At 56.9% G+C, this 18,689-nt stretch carries 21 protein-coding genes and 2 pseudogenes; 14 read left to right on the top strand and 9 right to left on the bottom strand.

Features of this window, described 5'->3' with window-relative positions; genetic code table 11:
• The first annotated feature begins 2 nt into the window (after positions 1–2).
• The 3 genes from paaK to paaY all read left to right on the top strand — a co-directional run bounded on the left by paaK (position 3) and on the right by paaY (position 3,003).
• Complete coding sequence (gene paaK, locus ACOTYH_RS09275) at positions 3–1,319, top strand: phenylacetate--CoA ligase PaaK (RefSeq protein ID WP_017384511.1); 1,317 nt, start codon at positions 3–5, stop codon at positions 1,317–1,319.
• A gap of 133 nt (positions 1,320–1,452) precedes the next feature.
• Positions 1,453–2,388, top strand: coding sequence for a phenylacetic acid degradation operon negative regulatory protein PaaX (paaX, locus tag ACOTYH_RS09270; protein ID WP_032103751.1), 936 nt, complete (start codon positions 1,453–1,455; stop codon positions 2,386–2,388).
• A gap of 9 nt (positions 2,389–2,397) precedes the next feature.
• On the top strand, positions 2,398–3,003 hold the full coding sequence (paaY, locus tag ACOTYH_RS09265; RefSeq protein ID WP_006810541.1) for a phenylacetic acid degradation protein PaaY: 606 nt from the start codon (positions 2,398–2,400) through the stop codon (positions 3,001–3,003).
• A gap of 42 nt (positions 3,004–3,045) precedes the next feature.
• On the opposite strand, the gene ACOTYH_RS09260 is transcribed toward paaY, so the two are convergent.
• A complete protein-coding gene (locus tag ACOTYH_RS09260; protein ID WP_023296565.1) occupies positions 3,046–3,681 on the bottom strand; it encodes a helix-turn-helix domain-containing protein in 636 nt (211 codons plus the stop codon).
• Positions 3,682–3,883: 202 nt separating this feature from the next.
• Here ACOTYH_RS09260 and ACOTYH_RS09255 point away from each other — a divergent pair, with 202 nt between their 5' ends.
• On the top strand, positions 3,884–5,860 hold the full coding sequence (locus tag ACOTYH_RS09255) for an alkyl/aryl-sulfatase (protein ID WP_421637707.1): 1,977 nt from the start codon (positions 3,884–3,886) through the stop codon (positions 5,858–5,860).
• Positions 5,861–5,917: 57 nt separating this feature from the next.
• Here the strand turns inward: ACOTYH_RS09255 and ACOTYH_RS09250 are convergent, their stop codons facing one another.
• Both ACOTYH_RS09250 and ACOTYH_RS09245 read right to left on the bottom strand, forming a co-directional pair.
• Complete coding sequence (locus ACOTYH_RS09250; protein WP_421637706.1) at positions 5,918–6,670, bottom strand: hypothetical protein; 753 nt, start codon at positions 6,668–6,670, stop codon at positions 5,918–5,920.
• 1 nt (position 6,671) lies between these two features.
• The gene (locus tag ACOTYH_RS09245; RefSeq protein WP_003857318.1) at positions 6,672–6,869 is read right to left on the bottom strand and encodes a hypothetical protein; all 198 of its coding nucleotides are present in this window, start codon (positions 6,867–6,869) and stop codon (positions 6,672–6,674) included.
• 258 nt (positions 6,870–7,127) lie between these two features.
• Between ACOTYH_RS09245 and ACOTYH_RS09240 the strand changes: the two genes are divergently transcribed.
• The 8 genes and pseudogenes from ACOTYH_RS09240 (at position 7,128) to ACOTYH_RS09205 (ending at position 12,487) form a co-directional block, all read left to right on the top strand.
• Positions 7,128–7,562, top strand: a complete 435-nt coding sequence (locus tag ACOTYH_RS09240; RefSeq protein ID WP_017384507.1) for a nuclear transport factor 2 family protein — start codon at positions 7,128–7,130, stop codon at positions 7,560–7,562.
• Positions 7,559–8,278, top strand: coding sequence for an SDR family NAD(P)-dependent oxidoreductase (locus tag ACOTYH_RS09235; protein WP_045348300.1), 720 nt, complete (start codon positions 7,559–7,561; stop codon positions 8,276–8,278). The genes ACOTYH_RS09240 and ACOTYH_RS09235 overlap by 4 nt, the downstream gene beginning before the upstream one ends.
• Positions 8,275–9,534, top strand: coding sequence for an NAD(P)/FAD-dependent oxidoreductase (locus ACOTYH_RS09230; RefSeq protein ID WP_128771651.1), 1,260 nt, complete (start codon positions 8,275–8,277; stop codon positions 9,532–9,534). Before ACOTYH_RS09235 ends, ACOTYH_RS09230 begins: the two co-directional genes overlap by 4 nt.
• Position 9,535: 1 nt before the next feature.
• Positions 9,536–10,258 (top strand): DUF1365 domain-containing protein, encoded by a 723-nt coding sequence (locus ACOTYH_RS09225; protein WP_023296566.1) that lies wholly within the window; start codon positions 9,536–9,538, stop codon positions 10,256–10,258.
• Entirely contained in the window at positions 10,255–11,475 is a 1,221-nt protein-coding gene (locus tag ACOTYH_RS09220) for an SAM-dependent methyltransferase (RefSeq protein ID WP_033486779.1), read from the top strand. Before ACOTYH_RS09225 ends, ACOTYH_RS09220 begins: the two co-directional genes overlap by 4 nt.
• Before the next feature lie 40 nt (positions 11,476–11,515).
• Positions 11,516–11,728: pseudogene (locus tag ACOTYH_RS09215) on the top strand (DUF2878 family protein); the annotation flags it as partial.
• Positions 11,718–11,930: pseudogene (locus ACOTYH_RS09210) on the top strand (hypothetical protein); the annotation flags it as partial. The pseudogenes ACOTYH_RS09215 and ACOTYH_RS09210, both read left to right, overlap by 11 nt.
• Positions 11,931–11,953: 23 nt before the next feature.
• The gene (locus ACOTYH_RS09205) at positions 11,954–12,487 is read left to right on the top strand and encodes a DUF3833 domain-containing protein (RefSeq protein WP_369701882.1); all 534 of its coding nucleotides are present in this window, start codon (positions 11,954–11,956) and stop codon (positions 12,485–12,487) included.
• Here ACOTYH_RS09205 and ACOTYH_RS09200 read toward each other — a convergent pair.
• Both ACOTYH_RS09200 and ACOTYH_RS09195 read right to left on the bottom strand, forming a co-directional pair.
• Entirely contained in the window at positions 12,484–12,942 is a 459-nt protein-coding gene (locus tag ACOTYH_RS09200) for a DMT family transporter (RefSeq protein WP_421637705.1), read from the bottom strand. The two genes, ACOTYH_RS09205 and ACOTYH_RS09200, sit on opposite strands and share 4 nt — an antisense overlap.
• A gap of 4 nt (positions 12,943–12,946) precedes the next feature.
• Positions 12,947–13,381 carry a DMT family transporter gene (locus tag ACOTYH_RS09195; protein WP_421637704.1) on the bottom strand — a complete coding sequence of 145 codons (435 nt, stop codon included), beginning with the start codon at positions 13,379–13,381 and terminating at the stop codon, positions 12,947–12,949.
• Positions 13,382–13,479: 98 nt separating this feature from the next.
• Between ACOTYH_RS09195 and ACOTYH_RS09190 the strand changes: the two genes are divergently transcribed.
• Positions 13,480–14,412 carry a LysR family transcriptional regulator gene (locus ACOTYH_RS09190; RefSeq protein WP_126495757.1) on the top strand — a complete coding sequence of 311 codons (933 nt, stop codon included), beginning with the start codon at positions 13,480–13,482 and terminating at the stop codon, positions 14,410–14,412.
• 3 nt (positions 14,413–14,415) lie between these two features.
• Here the strand turns inward: ACOTYH_RS09190 and ACOTYH_RS09185 are convergent, their stop codons facing one another.
• Both ACOTYH_RS09185 and ACOTYH_RS09180 read right to left on the bottom strand, forming a co-directional pair.
• The gene (locus tag ACOTYH_RS09185) at positions 14,416–15,444 is read right to left on the bottom strand and encodes a methionine synthase (RefSeq protein ID WP_045334823.1); all 1,029 of its coding nucleotides are present in this window, start codon (positions 15,442–15,444) and stop codon (positions 14,416–14,418) included.
• 25 nt (positions 15,445–15,469) lie between these two features.
• Positions 15,470–16,444: a DUF1852 domain-containing protein gene (locus ACOTYH_RS09180; RefSeq protein ID WP_023296571.1), complete on the bottom strand. Its 975-nt coding sequence runs from the start codon at positions 16,442–16,444 to the stop codon at positions 15,470–15,472.
• Between the two features lie 168 nt (positions 16,445–16,612).
• Here ACOTYH_RS09180 and ACOTYH_RS09175 point away from each other — a divergent pair, with 168 nt between their 5' ends.
• Positions 16,613–17,152 carry a DUF2058 domain-containing protein gene (locus ACOTYH_RS09175; RefSeq protein WP_017384500.1) on the top strand — a complete coding sequence of 180 codons (540 nt, stop codon included), beginning with the start codon at positions 16,613–16,615 and terminating at the stop codon, positions 17,150–17,152.
• A 7-nt stretch (positions 17,153–17,159) separates the two neighbouring features.
• On the opposite strand, the gene ACOTYH_RS09170 is transcribed toward ACOTYH_RS09175, so the two are convergent.
• A complete protein-coding gene (locus ACOTYH_RS09170) occupies positions 17,160–17,846 on the bottom strand; it encodes an RluA family pseudouridine synthase (RefSeq protein WP_017384499.1) in 687 nt (228 codons plus the stop codon).
• A gap of 90 nt (positions 17,847–17,936) precedes the next feature.
• Positions 17,937–18,542 (bottom strand): FMN-dependent NADH-azoreductase, encoded by a 606-nt coding sequence (azoR, locus tag ACOTYH_RS09165; protein ID WP_015570577.1) that lies wholly within the window; start codon positions 18,540–18,542, stop codon positions 17,937–17,939.
• Positions 18,543–18,689 lie beyond the last annotated feature (147 nt).

The following is an 18,689-nucleotide window of genomic DNA, read 5'->3' as shown; positions in this document are numbered from 1 at the left end:
CGATGATAAATACAACAAAGCTTGATCCGATCGAAACCGCGTCCATTGATGAATTGCAGGCGTTGCAGACCGCGCGCCTGAAGTGGACGCTGCACCACGCCTACAACAACGTTCCGATGTACAAACGCAAGTTTGATGCCGCGGGCGTTCACCCTGACGACTTCACCGAGCTGGCGGACCTGCAAAAATTCCCGTGCACCACCAAGCAGGATCTGCGCGACAACTACCCGTTTGATACCTTTGCGGTGCCGATGGAGCAGGTGGTACGCATCCACGCTTCGTCGGGCACCACCGGAAAGCCGACCGTGGTGGGGTATACCCAGAATGATATCGACAACTGGGCCAATATCGTCGCCCGTTCCCTGCGCGCCGCCGGGGGCAGCGCGAAGGATAAAATTCACGTCGCCTACGGTTACGGGCTCTTCACCGGCGGGCTGGGGGCGCACTACGGTGCCGAGCGTCTGGGAGCGACGGTGATCCCGATGTCCGGCGGCCAGACGGAGAAGCAGGCGCAGCTGATCCGCGATTTCCAGCCGGATATGATCATGGTGACGCCGTCTTACTGCCTGAACCTGATTGAAGAGCTGGAGCGTCAGATGGGCGGTGATGCCAGCGCCTGTTCCCTGCGCGTCGGCGTGTTTGGCGCCGAGCCGTGGACGCAGGCGATGCGCCGCGAAATTGAAAAACGGCTGGGCATTACCGCGCTGGATATCTATGGTCTCTCCGAAGTGATGGGGCCGGGCGTGGCGATGGAGTGTCTTGAAACCGCTGACGGCCCGACCATCTGGGAAGATCACTTCTACCCGGAGATCGTCAACCCGAATGACGGCACGCCGCTGGCCGACGGCGAGCAGGGTGAGCTGCTGTTCACCACGCTGACCAAAGAGGCGCTGCCGGTGATCCGCTACCGCACCCGCGACCTGACGCGCCTGCTGCCGGGCACCGCACGCACCATGCGCCGGATGGATCGCATCAGCGGGCGCAGCGACGACATGCTCATCATTCGCGGGGTTAACGTCTTCCCGTCACAGCTGGAAGAGGAGATCGTTAAGTTCGAACACCTTTCGCCGCACTATCAGCTGGAGGTGAACCGCCGCGGGCATCTTGATTCACTTTCGGTGAAGGTCGAGCTGAAACAGAGCAGCTTAACGCTGACCCATGAACAGCGCTGTCAGGTCTGCCATCAGCTGCGTCATCGGATTAAATCGATGGTGGGGATCTCGACCGACGTGATGATCGTGAACTGCGGCAGCATCCCGCGCTCCGAGGGTAAAGCCTGCCGGGTGTTTGATTTGCGTAAAGTGGCAGCCAACGGTTGAATTTCCCTCACCCCAGCCCTCTCCCAAAGGGAGAGGGTGTATGAAGTTCCCTTTCCCTTTGAGAGAGGGTTAGGGTGAGGGTACACCCCAGATTCGTATGCTATGATTCATCCAGGAAAAAAATAACAACAGAATGAATCACATGAATAAACTTGATGCCTTTATCCAGCACGCAGTCAGCTCTGTTCCCGTCAGCGGAACGTCGCTTATCTCCTCGCTGTATGGCGATGCGCTTTCCCATCGCGGCGGAGAGATCTGGCTCGGCAGCCTGGCGGCTCTGCTGGAAGGGATGGGTTTCGGGGAGCGCTTTGTGCGCACCGCGCTGTTTCGCCTCAACAAAGAGGGCTGGCTGGACGTGTCCCGCATTGGCCGCCGCAGCTTTTACCGTCTCAGCGACAAGGGGCTGCGTTTGACCCGCCGCGCGGAAAATAAAATCTACCGAGCGGAACTGCCGGCGTGGGATGGTAAATGGCTGCTGCTGCTTTCCGAGGGGCTGGATAAAACCACGCTCGCGGACGTGAAAAAACAGCTCATCTGGCAAGGGTTCGGCACGCTTGCGCCGAGCCTGATGGCCTCGCCGTCGCAGAACCTGGCGGACGTGCAGTCTCTGCTGCATGACGCGGGCGTGGCGGAAAACGTCATCTTCTTTGAGGCCCATTCGCCGCTGGCGCTGTCCCGCGCGGCGCTGCGTTCGCGGGTGGAAGAGTGCTGGCAGCTGACCGAACAAAACGCGATGTACGAAACGTTTATCAACTCGTTCCGTCCGTTGCTGCCGCTGCTGAAAGAAGCACCGCCTGAGGATTTGACCCCGGAACGCTGCTTCCAGATCCAGCTGTTACTCATTCATTTTTATCGTCGCGTGGTGCTGAAAGATCCGCTGTTGCCGGAGGAGTTACTTCCTGCGCACTGGGCGGGACAGAGCGCGCGACAGCTGTGTATTAACATCTATCAGCGCGTGGCGGCGGGAGCCCTGGCGTTTGTCAGTGAGAAGGGGGAAACCTCCGTGGGCGAGCTGCCCGCTCCCGGCACGCTTTATCACCAGCGTTTTGGTGGTCTGAATATCACATAAGGAGAGGGTATGCCTGTTTATCAAATTGATGGTCTGACGCCGGTCGTGCCTGAAGAGAGCTATGTTCACCCGACCGCGGTGCTGATTGGCGACGTGATCCTCGGAAAAGGTGTTTACGTGGGCCCTAACGCCAGCCTGCGCGGTGATTTTGGCCGGATCGTGGTGAAAGACGGCGCGAACATCCAGGATAACTGCGTGATGCACGGTTTTCCGGAGCAGGACACGGTGGTGGAAGAGGACGGGCATATCGGCCACAGCGCGATCCTGCACGGCTGCATTATCCGCCGTAATGCGCTGGTGGGGATGAATGCGGTCGTGATGGACGGCGCGACGATCGGCGAAAACAGCATCGTCGGGGCGGCGGCGTTTGTGAAGGCCAAAGCGGAGATGCCTGCGAATCACTTAATCCTTGGCAGTCCGGCGAAAGCGATTCGTGAGTTAAGCGCGCAGGAAATAGAGTGGAAAAAGCAGGGCACGCGGGAGTATCAGGTACTGGTGGATCGCTGTAAGCAGACGCTGCATCAGGTGGAGCCGCTGCGGGAAGAAGAGCCCGGACGCAAACGGCTGGTCTTCGATGAGAATTTACGGCCCAAGTCGGCTGGCCGGGATAAATAAGGCCGTTCGTTCCCGCGTGTTGCTCAAGACGTGAAGATGAGCTTAATACGCTTCCGGCAGGGGCCGGTCAATCGACACCAGCTTTCCGCGCTTCATGGTGATATAGCCCCCGGCTTTGAGATCTGCCAGCACGCGAAAGACATGCGTGCGTGACAGGTTAGTGCGCTTAATGATAAACAGCGCCAGGCCCTCATTCTCTCCCGTGTGGGTCTCCTGCCGATAGAGATAGCGGTACAGCATCGGTTTTATGGTCTGGTAGCTGGTGACCTGCCTGCGTTCATTGTGCAGGTCGATGGTGAAAATGGACATGTAGGTCAGTATGGTGGCCAGCGCCTGCATGCGCTCAGACCCGCCCTCGAAAAATAGCTGGTCGAAGTCGGCCCAGGCTATTCTCACCAGCTTCACCTTTGCACTGCTGCGATATTCATACTTCGCCAGTGGACAATACCTTTCCATTAACCCTATCGGCATATACTCGATAGTATTGCCAATATTTAGGCCATCATCAGGCATTAATATTGTCAGCGACCCTTCAGTGCAAAAATAGATATAGCCAGGCTCGACGGTGAATTTTTTATTTGCGGCAACGGTTAAGGCCTCGCCTTTACAAAGCATGTGCGGAAAGAATTGCCCAATATTGAGTTGCTGATAATAGGTATGGATATCCTGAAAATTCACGCTAAGCCTCTCCCCGCAACGTCTGCCGTGGTAGCGAGTATAGCAGCAATAGCCCCCGGATTACGAACCGATAAATAACCAGTCCCATATGGGACTATGATGAGAAAGTATTCTGATTAGAATGGTCGTCAATGAGTTCGCATTAAAATTATCCGCCAACAGTAAATATCCAGGCGGCGCAATTAATCTATGAGGCCATTCAATGAAATTAACCCTAATTGCTAAACATCTGGCGCTTGCCGGTGTGTTGACGTCGCTGTCGCTTTCCGCGTTTGCGGAAGTGCAGCCGCAGGATGCCACTGCCACAACCCGGCAGGCAAATAACGCCCTGTATAACAAATTACCGTTTGCCGATAAAACCGACTTTGAGAACGCCCATAAAGGTTTTATCGCCCCGCTGCCACAAAACATGATTAAAGGCGAGCAGGGGAACGTTATCTGGAACCCGGCGAAATATGATTTCGTGAAAGAGGGTGAAAAAGCCCCGGATACGGTAAACCCGAGCCTGTGGCGTCAGTCACAGCTGATCAACATTGGCGGGCTGTTTAAGGTCACCGACGGCGTGTATCAGATCCGCAATCTCGATCTCTCCAACATGACCATCATTGAAGGCGAGAAGGGCATCACCGTTATCGACCCGCTGTTAAGCGCTGAACCGGCGAAAGAAGCGCTGGATCTCTACTATGCAAACCGCGGCAAGAAACCGGTCGTCGCTGTGGTGATCACCCACAGTCACGTCGACCACTACGGCGGCCTGCGCGGTGTGGTTGACGAAGCCGACGTGAAGTCCGGCAAAGTGAAGATCTACGCCCCGGAAGGCTTTATGAAAGAAGCGGTTTCCGAAAACATTATGGCCGGGAATGCGATGAGCCGCCGTGCGAGCTATATGTACGGCAACCTGCTGAAGCCGGATGCAAAAGGCCAGGTGGGGGCGGGTCTTGGCACCACCACCTCTGCGGGTACGGTGACCCTGATCCCGCCGACCAACTACATTACCCATACCGGTCAGCAAGAGGTGATTGACGGGCTGACCTACGACTTTATGATGGCGCCGGGCTCAGAAGCCCCGTCTGAAATGCTGTGGTATGTCAAAGAGAAGAAAATGATCGAAGCCGCAGAGGACGTGACTCATACCCTGCACAACACCTACTCCCTGCGCGGCGCGAAAATCCGCGATCCGCTGGCCTGGTCTAAGTACATCAACGCCGCCATTGAGCGCTGGGGCGCGGACGCGGAAGTGATTATTGCGCAGCACCACTGGCCGACCTGGGGCAACGAGAATATCGTCAAGCTGATGAAAGGCCAGCGCGATATGTATCGCTACATCAACGACCAGACCCTGCGTATGGCAAACAAGGGGCTGACCCGCGACGAGATCGCCGCTGAATTTACACTGCCGGAATCGCTGGAAAAACAGTGGGCGAGCCGCGGCTATTACGGTTCCGTCAGCCACGACGTCAAAGCCACCTACGTGTTTTATCTCGGCTGGTTCGACGGCAACCCGGCTACCCTCGACGAACTGCCGCCTGAACAGGCTGCGAAGAAGTTTGTGGAATACATGGGAGGGGCCGATGCCATCATGCAGAAAGCCAAAGCTGACTATCAGCAGGGCAACTACCGCTGGGTGGCGCAGGTGACCAGCAAAATCGTCTTCGCCGATCCGCAGAACGCTGCGGCACGTAATCTGGAAGCCGACGCGCTGGAGCAGTTAGGTTACCAGGCGGAAGCGGGCACCTGGCGTAACTTCTACCTGACCGGCGCGCAGGAACTGCGTAATGGCGTGAAGAAGCTGCCGACGCCGAACACCGCCAGCCCGGATACCGTGCGGGCGATGACCCCGGAAATGTTCTTCGACTACCTGGGCGTGCACATCAACGGGGTGCGGGACGGTAACGCGAAAGCGGTCTTTAACATCGATCTCGGTAAGGATGGCGGCAAATACAAGCTGGAGCTGGAAAACGGCGTGCTGAACCATACCGCCAACGCGCAGGCGAAGGATGCCGACGCAACCATCACCCTGGACCGCACCACGCTGAATGACATCATCCTTAAGAAAGAGACGCTCAAGCAGGCGATGGACAAGGGTGACGTCAAGGTGAGCGGAGACGGAGCGAAGCTGGAAGAGATGCTGAGCTACATGGACACATTTGACTTCTGGTTCAATATTGTCACGCCATAAGTTTAGCGTTCATCCTGGTTAATCCTGGCGCCTTATTACGATAAGGCGCCATTTTTTTTATTCACGCATCGCCAGCGCGCTGGCGCTTGCCGGATCGAACAGCGAAATACTCTCGATCTGATCCAGCATGATCACTTTGCGAAAATCCATGGCGCTTTTGGGCTCCGAATCGAGCGTAATGTTATGCTCGGCATACCATTTGCTGTAGTTATGTTCGATACAGAGCTGCATGTTCTTCCCGTCACGGTAGCCGCTCAGCATCGGAATAAGCACGATATTGGCCGTTTTTTCATACTCCAGCGTGGCGGTATGGATCATGCCGATATAGATCCGCCGCGATTTCAGCGTGACGAGCGCCAGTTCACCTTCCTCCATGCACTGATAGAGCAGCTGTTCAATCCCGCTCGACTGCGCCAGCCGCTTGTACAATTTTTTCCGGCCCTCACCGTCCAGCCGCGCGCTTCCGGCCCAGTTCGAGCGATAGAGACAAAACAGGATCGCGAAGGTCAGCATCACCACCACCGGGGCCTGAATCCCCAGGAAGCTCCAGTTCATAAAATCAATTTGCCAGTCGGCATATTTTGCTGACGTGAAATGGAACGTGTTATCGGCGGCGGAGAGGGCGAACAACAGCAGCCACAGCAGGCCGGTGGCGATCACCCCCTGAAGAACAAAAATACAGCCATACAGTGCAACAAGAAAATAGACGTCCCAGCCAAAGGATCGCTTGATTTTAAACCGTGTTGAGAGGTCGCGGCTGGTGTACCAGTACCCGCATACCATCAATACCATGAATATTGCCGTTCCCATTTCAGGCCCTCTTCAGCGCGTTGACATGGCGCAGAAAGTCCTGCCGTACTTCGTGGCTTTTGTAGTTAACCGAGGCGTTTCCATCCTGATCGATGATGATGCGGTCGCCATCCTCTACGGCTTCGATAATTTCCTGGTGACTCATGACCTGCAACAAGGATTCCGGGCTGGAAAAGAGCGTCATCAGTAAATGTTTCATCGCGTGACATCCTTATGAATTAAAAGGATAAGTCTGGAAGATAAATGGCACCTTTGCCTTAAGGTTATCCCTAAAAAATCGGCAGCCTGGCGGCGAAATTCATATTTTTCACAAAATGGTTGTGCGTGGTGATATTCCATGTAACTGAAAAATAATAAGAATAAAAAATATATCTGCGCAAACTTGGACAAATAAAGTTAATTGTGTAAGTTTAAATTATGCGATTCCGCTACGTTGTTTACACCCAGGATGTGACCCATGAGCACGTTGCCGTCCGTCATCAGTCGGTTCGTTGATTACTACGCCACGCTGGATACCCAGCCACCTTCGGCGCTGGCGGGGATTTATCGCGCCGATGCCACGCTTATCGATCCCTTTGGCGAACACAGCGGGGTGTTCGCGATTCAGCGCTATTTCACCCATCTGCTGGCTAACGTCCAGCACTGTCGCTTTACCGTCGATGCACCGTTGCAGCAGGGCGATCGCTTTGTTGTCACCTGGATGATGCACTGGTCGCACCCACGTATCGCCGGGGGGGCAATGCGCCAGCTGCCGGGCTGCTCCGTGGTAGACATGCGCGACGATCGCATTGTTCGCCAGCGGGATTACTACGATGCCGGAGAGATGATTTACGAACATCTCCCGATACTAGGCTGGGCCGTGCGCGGCGTGAAGCGAAGAGTGAAATCATGAAAACGGTTCTGATCACCGGCGCAAGCTCGGGCATCGGGGCGGGGCTGGCGAAATCTTTTGCCGACGATGGTTACCGGGTGATTGCCTGCGGGCGCGATGCGCAACGTCTGGCAGCCGTGCATCAGTACAGCCCTAACATTACGGTGCGCCTGTTCGATATGACAGACAGGGATGCCTGTCGCCAGGCGCTGGCGGACTGTACTGCCGACACGGTGATTCTCTGCGCCGGAACCTGCGAGTATCTCGACCGCGGCGAGGTGGATGCCGAGCTGGTGGCGCGGGTCATGACCACCAATTTCATCGGGCCGGTAAACTGCCTTGCGGCGTTGCAGCCGCAGCTGGTATCCGGCAACCGCGTGGTGCTGGTCAGTTCGATGGCGCACTGGCTTCACTTCCCGCGAGCCGAAGCGTATGGCGCCTCCAAGGCGGCGTTAACCTGGTTCGCCGATACGCTGCGCCTCGACTGGGAACCGAAAGGGATTGCCGTCACGGTCGTTTCACCCGGTTTTGTCGACACGCCGCTGACCCGCAAAAACGATTTCCCGATGCCGGGCCGGGTCAGCGTGGGGGACGCCGTCCACGCCATTCGTCGCGGTCTGGCAAAAGGGAAGGATCACATCGCGTTTCCCGCCGGGTTCAGCCTGGCGCTGCGCGTGCTTTCCGGCCTGCCCGATGTACTTCAGCGCGCACTGCTGCGCAGGATGGTGCGACCATGAAAATCGCAATTATCGGCAGCGGCATCGCCGGGTTAACCTGTGCCTGGCGGCTCGCCGGACATCATCAGGTCACGCTGTTTGAGGCGCAGGCCACGCCGGGCGGCCATACCGCAACGGTGGATGTCGACACGTCGCAGGGCAGCTTTGCCATCGATACCGGTTTTATCGTCTACAACGATCGCACCTATCCGCGCTTCATGGGGCTGCTCAGCGAACTGGGCATCTGCGGGCAAAAAACGCAGATGAGCTTTTCGGTGCACAACCCGCAGAGCGGGCTGGAGTACAACGGGCACACGCTGACGTCGCTGTTCGCCCAGCGACGTAATCTGCTCAACCCGGCTTTCTGGACGCTGCTGAAGGAGATCGTGCGCTTTAACCGGCTGGCGAAACAGACGCTCCGGGGCGAAGTCGATGGTTCCGCCACGCTGGAAACGTTCCTGCGCCAGCACCGTTTTACGCCCTTTTTTGCGCGCCACTACATCCTGCCCATGGGGGCGGCTATCTGGTCGTCGTCGCTACAGGAGATGAAACGCTTTCCGCTGCCGCTCTTTTTACGCTTTTTTGAAAACCACGGTCTGCTGGACATTACCCATCGTCCGCAGTGGTACGTGGTGCCAGGCGGCTCCAGGGAGTATATCCGCGCGATGCTGGATACGCTCGGCGATCGCCTGACGCTGCACCTTAACGCGCCGGTGCAGCAGGTTATTCGCCACGATCGTGGGGTTGATATTGCGCGTGAGGGCGTAACAGACACTTTTGATCAGGTGATCTTCGCCTGCCACTCCGCTCAGGCGCTGGCGATGCTCGCCAGCCCAACGCAGGCTGAACGCGAGGTGCTGGGGGATATCGGCTGGCAGCGTAACGAGGTGGTGCTTCACCGCGATCCGCGCTGGCTGCCGGTGCGCGAACGCGCGTGGGCGAGCTGGAACTACCGCCTCAGCGAGCAGGATCGGGCCAGCGCCTGCGTCACCTACAACATGAATATCTTGCAGGGACTGCCGCCGGGTAGCCCGCTGTTTTGCGTCACCCTCAACCCGGAAACGCCGGTGGAGGAACGGTTTGTGCTGCGCCGCTTTGTCTATGAGCATCCGCTTTTTAACCCGCAAAGCTGGCAAGCTCAGGCCCGCCGCGGCGAAATAAACGGTCGCCAGCGGAGCTGGTTCTGCGGCGCGTACTGGTACAACGGCTTCCACGAAGATGGCGTGCGCAGTGCGCTGGACGTGGTCAACGCTATCGCGACCGGGGAGGGCAACTGAGATGAACAGCTGCCTTTACCACGGTACATTGCGCCATCGTCGGCTTGCGCCGAAAGCGCACCACTTTACCTACAGCGTGTTTATGGCCTGGCTCGATCTGGATGAGCTGGACGCGCTGCCCTCTGTCGGCGTGCGTCGTAACCGCGTTGCGCCCGCGGCATTTTATGATGCGGATTACCCGCTGGGCACGCCGCTCAAAGCGCGTGTCCTTGAGCGTCTGGAAAATCTGACCGGCGAACGTCCGGCGGGGCGGGTCATGCTTCTGACTCAGCTGCGCTATTTCGGTTTTCATTTCAACCCGGTCAATTTCTACTACTGCTATGACGGGGAAGACACCCTGCGCTGGGTTCTCGCCGAAGTCCGTAACACGCCGTGGAATGAACGACATTACTACGCGGTAGCGGGGCGGGACGCCCCGCCGACGGAGAAAGCGTTTCACGTCTCGCCCTTTAATCCGATGGATATGATCTACCACTGGCGCTTCAACAGCCCGGACAGCACGCTGCGCATGCATATCGAAAACCATCAGGAGACGAAGGTGTTTGATGCCACCCTTACGCTGCGCCGGGTCCCGCTGACGCGCACGGCGCTGCGTTCGCTGCTGGCGCGGATCCCGTTGATGACCCTCAAAACCGTTTTCGCCATTTACTGGCAGGCGCTCAGGCTGTGGCTGAAGCGCGTACCGCTGCATAACCATCCCCTCAGCAGGAGTGAACGCTCATGACCAATCCCGTCTTTGCGCTTGAACCCGATATCCCGCGCAACGTCCGCGTCGCGCGATGGTTGCTCTTCCGCCTGCTGAATGGCCTGCACGGTGGCTCGCTGACGCTGCTTGAAGGCGCGCAGACGTTCCAGTTCGGCGACGCTTCCGCCGCGCTTCACGCTGAGGTGCAGGTACTTGCTCCGGGCGTCTACTGGCGCATTTTAACCGGGGGCAGCCTCGCCGCGGCACAAGCGTGGATGGATGGCGACTGGGAGACGCCCCACCTGACGCCGCTGCTGGAGCTGATTGCGCGCAATAGCCAAATCCTCGGAAAGCTGGAAAAAGGGTTTCGCCTGCTCGGGAAACCGGTGGAGCGGCTGCGGCACTGGATGCGGCGCAACTCCCGCGCGCAGGCGCGGGAAAATATTGCCGCCCATTACGATCTGGGCAACGCCTTTTACGCCCATTTCCTTGATGAACATCTCCTGTACTCCAGCGCGCTGTTTAGCGGGGACGAGCAGGATCTGACCGCGGCTCAGCAGGCGAAAATGGCGAGGCTGTGTGACCAGCTGGCGCTCACGGCAAACGATCATCTGCTGGAGATTGGCACCGGCTGGGGGGCGATGGCGGAATATGCCGCCCGTCATTACGGCTGCCGGGTGACCACCACCACGCTGTCGCAGGAGCAGTACCACTGGGCCACCGCGCGCATCGCCCGGGCAGGGTTGCAGGATCGCGTTGAGGTGCTGCTCTGCGACTACCGCGATCTGACCGGGGTCTACGACAAGCTGGTGTCGGTTGAGATGATTGAGGCCGTCGGTCAACGCTACCTGCCAACATTTTTCCGCACCTGCCAGGCGCGTCTGCGTCCAGGCGGGCGGATGGCGATTCAGGCCATCACCATTCAGGATCAACGCTATCGCGACTACAGCAAAAGCGTCGATTTTATTCAGCGCTACATCTTCCCCGGCGGCTTTTTGCCCAGCATCACCGCCATGAATGAACTCATGACCCGCCATACCGATTTTGTGGTGCGTAACCTCTTCGATATGGGGCCGGACTACGCCCGCACGCTGGCGCACTGGCGTCAGCGGTTCGTTCACGCCTGGCAGGAGATTGAAAAGCTCGGGTTTGATGACCGTTTCCGCCGGATGTGGCTGTACTACCTCGGCTACTGTGAAGCCGGGTTTAATGCCCGCACCATCAGCGTGGTGCAGCTGACTGCGGAACGCGTATGAAGCGCTACGGGCAGGTATTTCTGTTGGCCATCGGGTTTGATCTCTACTGGACGCGCTCTGGGCGCTGACGGGGCTGATTGCGTTCACGGGCGCGTCCCTGATGCCGCTATGGATGGTGGCGCTGTGGCTAATGTTTGCCACCGTCTGGACGCAACTGACCCGCACGACCACCTTGCCGGGCTGGTTGCTGACGGTACTGGCGACCCTGGGCGGGCCGGTGGCCTACCTGATCGGCGAGCGTCTGGGGGCCGTTTACCGTTTATACCTCTCAGCTTCTGACGCCCGACGGCAGCTATACAGGGTTAGACGGCGATAATGCGCTGATTATCACCTATGCCCGGGACATCGATGGTGACGACCTGGTTGAGGCGACCGGCGACCAGTGTCAGGCGCAGGGCATTTTGCAGCAGGAGCCGCAGAGTGAAGCCTGGCTGAGCGAGTATCCTGAACTGCGTCAGCAGTTAATCGGAGGACCACAATGAAACGTTTCCTGTTAATGGCGCTTGCCCTGACGATGCTGGTGGCCGGATGTAGCACCGAGGTGACAGAGTATCGTCAGCAGCAGCCACGGCTTGATATTTTTACTTACTTCCAGGGGAAAACCGAGGCGTGGGGGATGGTGCAGGATCGCAGCGGTAAGCAGATCCGTCGTTTTCACGTCGAGATCGCCGGGGATGTTATCGGCGATACGCTGGCCCTGAATGAACATTTTGTCTACGATGACGGCGAGAAGCAGCAGCGCGTCTGGCATATCCGCCGCGTTGGGCAGAATCGCTATGAAGGCACGGCGGGTGACATAGAAGGTGTCGCGACAGGCCAGGCGGCGGGCAATGCCCTTAACTGGCGCTACAGCATGAACGTGAAGGCGGACGGTAAAACCTGGCTGCTGCACTTTGATGACTGGATGTATTTGCAGGACAGCACCCGTCTGTTTAATAAAACCGAGATGAAGAAATTTGGCGTCACCGTCGCCACGGTGACGCTGTTCTTTACCCGCAAAGAGGGCGGTTAATCCTCTTCGGGCTGAGGTTTACTGCTTGAGTAGATGAAGAAGAGCGCAATACTCAGGCAGACGACGGCCCCGAAACGGCTCACTGAAAACGGAATGGCTTCATTGTTCAGCCAGCCAAAGTTATCAATCAGCATGCTCATGGCCAGCTGGCCCAGGATAACCGCTACCGTGGCAACGGCGGTCCCGATGCGCTGCACTGCGAGCACCATAATCACGATATAGGGCACGCCGCAGAGGGCCCCCAGAAGCTGCCATTTGGGTACATCCATCAGGCTGACCGCCTGTTTCGGCGCAAAAAAGAAGATCAGCAGGGCGGTCACCAGCGCGCCGACGGAAAACGTCAGAAACGCGCTTTTAAATACCCCCACGCTGCTGCCTAATTGCCCGTTAATGGCAGCCTGAATGCTCAGCGTTGCGCCGCCAATCACCGCCAGAATAATCATAATTACTGTCATAACGTTACCCCTGCGCCACGAGAATGAGCGCGGCGATGATAAATCCCAGCGCAATAATGCGTTTTGTATCGATCCTGCGGTGCGGCGTACCCAGCAGGCCATAGTGGTCAATAATCAGGCTTTTAAAAACCTGGCCTGCCAGAATGCCGATCATCGTCATGGCAATGCCGATCGCAGGCGTGGCAATGGTGAGAATGATGACGTAAACCGGGCCGAGCACGCCGCCCAACAGGTGCCATGAAGTCTGCGCAAAAAATGAGGGACTGTTGCGCGGGCTGAAAAACAGCATCAGCAGAAACGTCAGCCCCGTTCCCACGCTGAATATGCTGAACGCCGCCCACAGGTCGCCCACCTCTGCGCCCAGCGGCCCCAGCAGCCCGGCTTCCACGGACAGCCCCATGCCGCCGGCAATCACCAGTAAAATTAAAATAATGTGCATAACGCTTTTTCTCCTTTTTCCAGGCGGAGAAGATTACGTCTGAACATCATTGAGAAAAATGCCATAATGCAGGAAACACCTTTGCAGGAAATGCATTAATGATGGGTGCCGGACATATCAGCATTCGCGCGCTGCTGATCTTCATCGACGTTTATGAAACGCAGAATTTTTCCGTGGTGGCGAGGCGGGAAGGGATTTCTGCGTCGCAGGTCTCACGCGTGATCCACCAGCTTGAGGACGCCCTCGGGCAACAGCTTTTCTACCGCAACACGCGGGCGATTATGCCCACAGAGAGCGGGCATCTTTTTGTGCGCTATGCCCGGGCGATGGCCGGGAATATGGAGGACGCGCGACGCGAGCTGGATGAACGCGCCCGCGAGCCGTCGGGCACGCTGCGTATCAATGGCCCGGTCTTTTTCGGACAAAGGCACATCGCACCGGGCCTGCCGGGGCTTCTGGCGCGTTACCCTCGTCTCTCCATTGAACTGACCCTCACCGACGATTTTATCGATCCGCACCGTGATGCCGCGGACGTTATCTTCCGCATCGGCGCGCTGACGGACTCCTCGTTTCACGCCCGGGTGTTCGGGCAGCAGTTCTATCATCTGGCGGCCTCGCCGGACTATCTGCAAAAACATGGCGCGCCCGAGGGGCCGGACGATCTCAGCCGTCACCACTGTCTGGTTTACCGCGGCTCGTCCGGGCCTAACCGCTGGCTGATCCGGCAGCCGGGCGAGGCGTGGGTTCACTATCCCATTGTACCGCTGATGACTTCCAATAACGCGGAAACGCTCCTGATTGCGGCGCTGGGCGGCATGGGCGTTGTGCTTTTCCCGGACTGGATGGTGAGCGAACGGCTCAAAAGCGGTGAGCTGGTGGCGCTGCTGCCGGAAATGGAGTGTTCAATTAATACGGAGCCACTGACGATTGCGGCGATTTACCCGAACGCGCGTCATCCGCCCCTGAACGTCAGGGCGGTGATTGATTACTATATTGAGCGGTTCGGTACGCCACTGTACTGGCAAACCTGAAGGTTAGCGGGCAAGCTCGCGACGGATAATGTCAGCCCCGGCGCTTAACGCCCTCAGCTTACCGTTGGCGACCTGGCGGGAAAGGGGGGCCATACCGCAGTTGGTGGACGGATAGAGCTTGTCTGCATCAACAAACTGCAACGCCTTGCGCAGCGTATCGGCCACCTCTTCCGGCGTTTCGATGGTCTGGGTGGCGACGTCAATTGCCCCGACCATCACTTTTTTACCGCGGATAAGCTCCAGCAGATCCATCGGCACGCGCGAGTTGTGGCACTCCAGCGAGATGATATCGATCTTCGAGGTCTGTAACTTTGGAAATGCCTCTTCATACTGGCGCCACTCGGAGCCGAGCGTCTTTTTCCAGTCCGTATTGGCTTTGATGCCGTACCCGTAACAGATATGTACCGCGGTTTCGCATTTCAGCCCTTCAATGGCGCGCTCCAGTGCGGCGATACCCCAGTCATTCACCTCGTCGAAAAAGACGTTAAAGGCAGGTTCGTCGAACTGAATAATGTCGACGCCGGCCGCTTCCAGCTCGCGGGCCTCCTGATTGAGAATTTTAGCGAACTCCCAGGCCAGCTTTTCGCGGCTTTTATAGTGGGCATCGTATAGCGTGTCGATCATGGTCATCGGGCCGGGCAGCGCCCACTTGATCGGCTTGTCAGTCAGCTGGCGCAGGTATTTCGCGTCGTCAACAAACACCGGCTTCTGGCGCGCCACCGCGTCTACCACGGTCGGCACGCTCGCATCGTAACGGTTACGGATGCGTACCGTCTGACGGTTCTCAAAATCCACGCCGCTGAGATGTTCAATAAAGGTGGTGACAAAATGCTGGCGGGTTTGTTCCCCGTCGCTGACGATATCAATCCCGGCGCGAATCTGTTCATCCAGAGACAAACGCAGCGCATCCTGTTTCCCTGCCAGTAATTCCTCGTCCTGGAGTTTCCACGGCGACCAGAGCGTTTCCGGCTGCGCAAGCCAGGTGGGTTTCGGCAGGCTGCCAGCCGTTGATGTCGGGAGCAATGTTTTCATAAAAGAACCTTTTATCCGTATTAAATTAAAGCGTGAAGTGTTGAGACCACTGCTCAAGAAGGGTTTTATAGGGTTTGATAAACCGCTCTTCGGTATATTTACCCTGTTCAATGGCCAGCCGGCTGCGCTCTTCACGGTCATAGACGATTTTGGTTAATGAGTGATCCTGCTGATTCAGGTCGGGCTGATAGCACTGTCCCGCAGCGGAATTGGCATTGTAAATTTCTGGTCGATAGATCTTCTGGAACGTCTCCATGGTGCTGATGGTGCCGATCAGTTCCAGATTGGTGTAATCACGCAGTAAATCGCCGGTGAAGAAGAAGGCAAAAGGCGCGACACTGTTTTCCGGCATGAAATAGCGAACCTTCAGGCCCATCTTCGCGAAGTACTGTTCCGTTAGCGACTCGCCGTCCGGCTGGTACTCATAGCCCAGCACCGGGTGGTGGTTACCGGTACGACGATAGGTGTCTTTGCTGGAGACGCTCAGGCAGATCACCGGCGCTTTTTTAAAGTTCGCCTGATATTCCGCAGAATGAACGAAGCTTTTAAAGATATTGCCGTGCAGCTCGCCAAAATTCTCGGGGAGAGAGAAACGGGCCCGGTCTTTATTATGCTCCAGCAGCAGGACGCTGAAATCATAGTCACGAACATACGATGAGAAGTTATTTCCGACGATGCCTTCGATGCGCTCGTGGGTTTTTTTATCCACGATCGTCGTTTGCAGAATTTCGATGGCCGGGAAAGTAAAATCGCCGCCGATATTCATATCGACTGAAATAATCTCCAGCTCGACGGCATAGCGGTCAGCTTTCGGGTTATCCCAGCTCGCCAGCGCGTTAAAGCGGTTGTTGATCATCACCAGCGTATTGCGCAGGTTCTCCTGACGCTTCTCGCCACGCGCCAGGTTGGCGAAGTTGGTGGTGGTACGCGTGTTTTCTGACGGGTTATAATTTTCATCAAAGCAACTGCGCTTAAGGGTAAATGTGAAAGCCTGACTCATTTGGTTATGCATCCTAAGTTCATGTTGCCGGAACGTTATCAATGCATAATTTATGCCTGAGCCACTGGCGCAGGGGAAGTGACTTAATTTCACTGCAACATGAGGGTTCTTCATGAACTGCGCGATTCAGGTATAATCCCCCGACATTTCCAACCGGTTTAAACGAACATGACAAAACTCACCCTACAAGAGCAGATGCTGAAAGCGGGCTTAGTCAGCAGTAAAAAGATGGCGAAGGTCCAGCGCACGGCGAAAAAATCCCGCGTCCAGGCTCGCGAGGCGAGAGAGGCTGTTGAAGAGAACAAGAAAGCCCAGCTGGAGCGTGATAAGCAGCTGAGCGAACAGCAAAAACAGGCGGTGCTGGCAAAAGAGTTCAGGGCGCAGGTGAAGCAGCTGATTGAGATGAACCGCATCACCGTGGCGAAGGGCAATATTACCTTTAACTTTACCGACGGCAACCTTATCAAAAAAATCGAGGTCGATAAGCAGACGCAAACCCAGCTGATCAACGGCCGTCTGGCGATTGCCCGACTGGTGATTAACGCGAATGGCGACTGTGATTACGCGATTATCCCGGCGGTAGTGGCGGATAAAATTGCCCAGCGCGATGCGGACAGCATTGTGCTAAACAGCGCCCTGAGTCAGGAAGAGCAGGACGAAGACGATCCGTACGCAGACTTCAAAATCCCTGACGATTTAATGTGGTAATCCCCGCTCAGAACGGCGCGGCGTGACGGGCGTTTATCGTTTCGCCGCTCAGCGGATGAATAAAATTCAGAGCGCTTGCATGCAGCATCAGCCGGGGCGTTTCTTCCGCCCCCGGCCATTCCAGACCACCATACAGATCGCACCCCAGAATAGGGTGGCCTAACTGCTGGCAGTGAATGCGCAGCTGGTGGGTGCGCCCGGTCTCCGGGGTAAGCTCAACCCGCGTCAGCGGCATTATCGTATCCTGGTAAATACGTTCCACCACCCGATAGCGCGAGCGAGCGGGCTTACCGGTGCGGGCACAGATCGTCATCAGCGGAAACAGCGCCGGATCTTTGGCAATCGGCGCATCCACGGTCCCTTCGTCCTGTTCCACATGTCCGCACAACAGGGCGGTGTAAACCTTGTTCACGGCGCGCTGACTGAACTGGTGGCAAAGCGCGGCGTTGATCGCTTTGTTACGCGCAATGACCATCAGACCCGAAGTGCCAAAATCAAGACGATGCACCAGCGTGCAGCCGGGAAAGGTTTGAACAAGACGGTGGTGGACGGAATCGAGGTTTTGCGGATTTTTCCCCGACAGGCTGAGCAGACCGGAAGGTTTATTGATCAGCAACAGATGCTCGTCCTGCCAGAGGATCTCAATGTCGTCGTGACAGGGTGGTGCAATAAACGTATCGATAATGACAGACATCAGGCCGCCGGGCTGGAGAGTGGGTGCGGATGATAACGAAATACGGGGGAAAAGAAAAACCCTCCCACCGGGCGGTGAGAGGGGGAAAACTTAGGCAGCGACCAGGCTGTCGATAGCGGCTTTCGCGTCGGTCTGCGCTTTGGTGGCCACTTCCGGGCCGTAAGCGATACCTTCAGCGAACACGAAGTTCACGTCGGTAATGCCGATGAAGCCCAGGAACAGCGTCAGGTACGGTGCGACCAGGTCGGTAGGGGTATCTTTGTGAATACCGCCGCGGCTGGTCAGTACAACCGCACGCTTGCCTTTCACCAGACCTTCCGGGCCGTTCTCGGTGTAACGGAAGGTTACGCCAGCACGCGCCACCAGGTCGAAGTAGTTCTTCAGCTGGGTAGGAATGTTGAAGTTGTACATTGGGGCGTTGATCACGATAACGTCGTGCGCCTGCAACTCAGCAATCAGCTCGTCGGAGAGCGCCAGGGCTTCCTGCTGACGCGGGGTAAGAGGCGCATCGCTCGGACGCAGCGCGCCAACCAGCTCGCCGTCCAGCACAGGAATTGGGTTTGCCGCCAGGTCACGCACGGTGATTTCATCCGCGCTGTGCTGTTCACGCCACTGTTCAACGAAATAGTCAGACAGCTGACCAGACTGTGAATACCCTGCCAGAATACTGGATTTCAACACTAATACTTTGCTCATGGGAAATTCCTGTTTTGTATTTGATTGAGGGGGTTGCCCCGTTGCTTGTTGACACTTTATTCACAATCCTGCCACAGGGATAGCGCAATATATCGAAGCCTATGTTCGAATTTTTTGAATAAGGCGCGAAAAGCGCTGATGTGGTAC

The organism is Enterobacter cloacae complex sp. SHL001, from assembly GCF_049236825.1.
GTDB lineage: Bacteria > Pseudomonadota > Gammaproteobacteria > Enterobacterales > Enterobacteriaceae > Enterobacter > Enterobacter hormaechei_C.
This window is presented reverse-complemented; position numbering and strand designations above follow the sequence as displayed.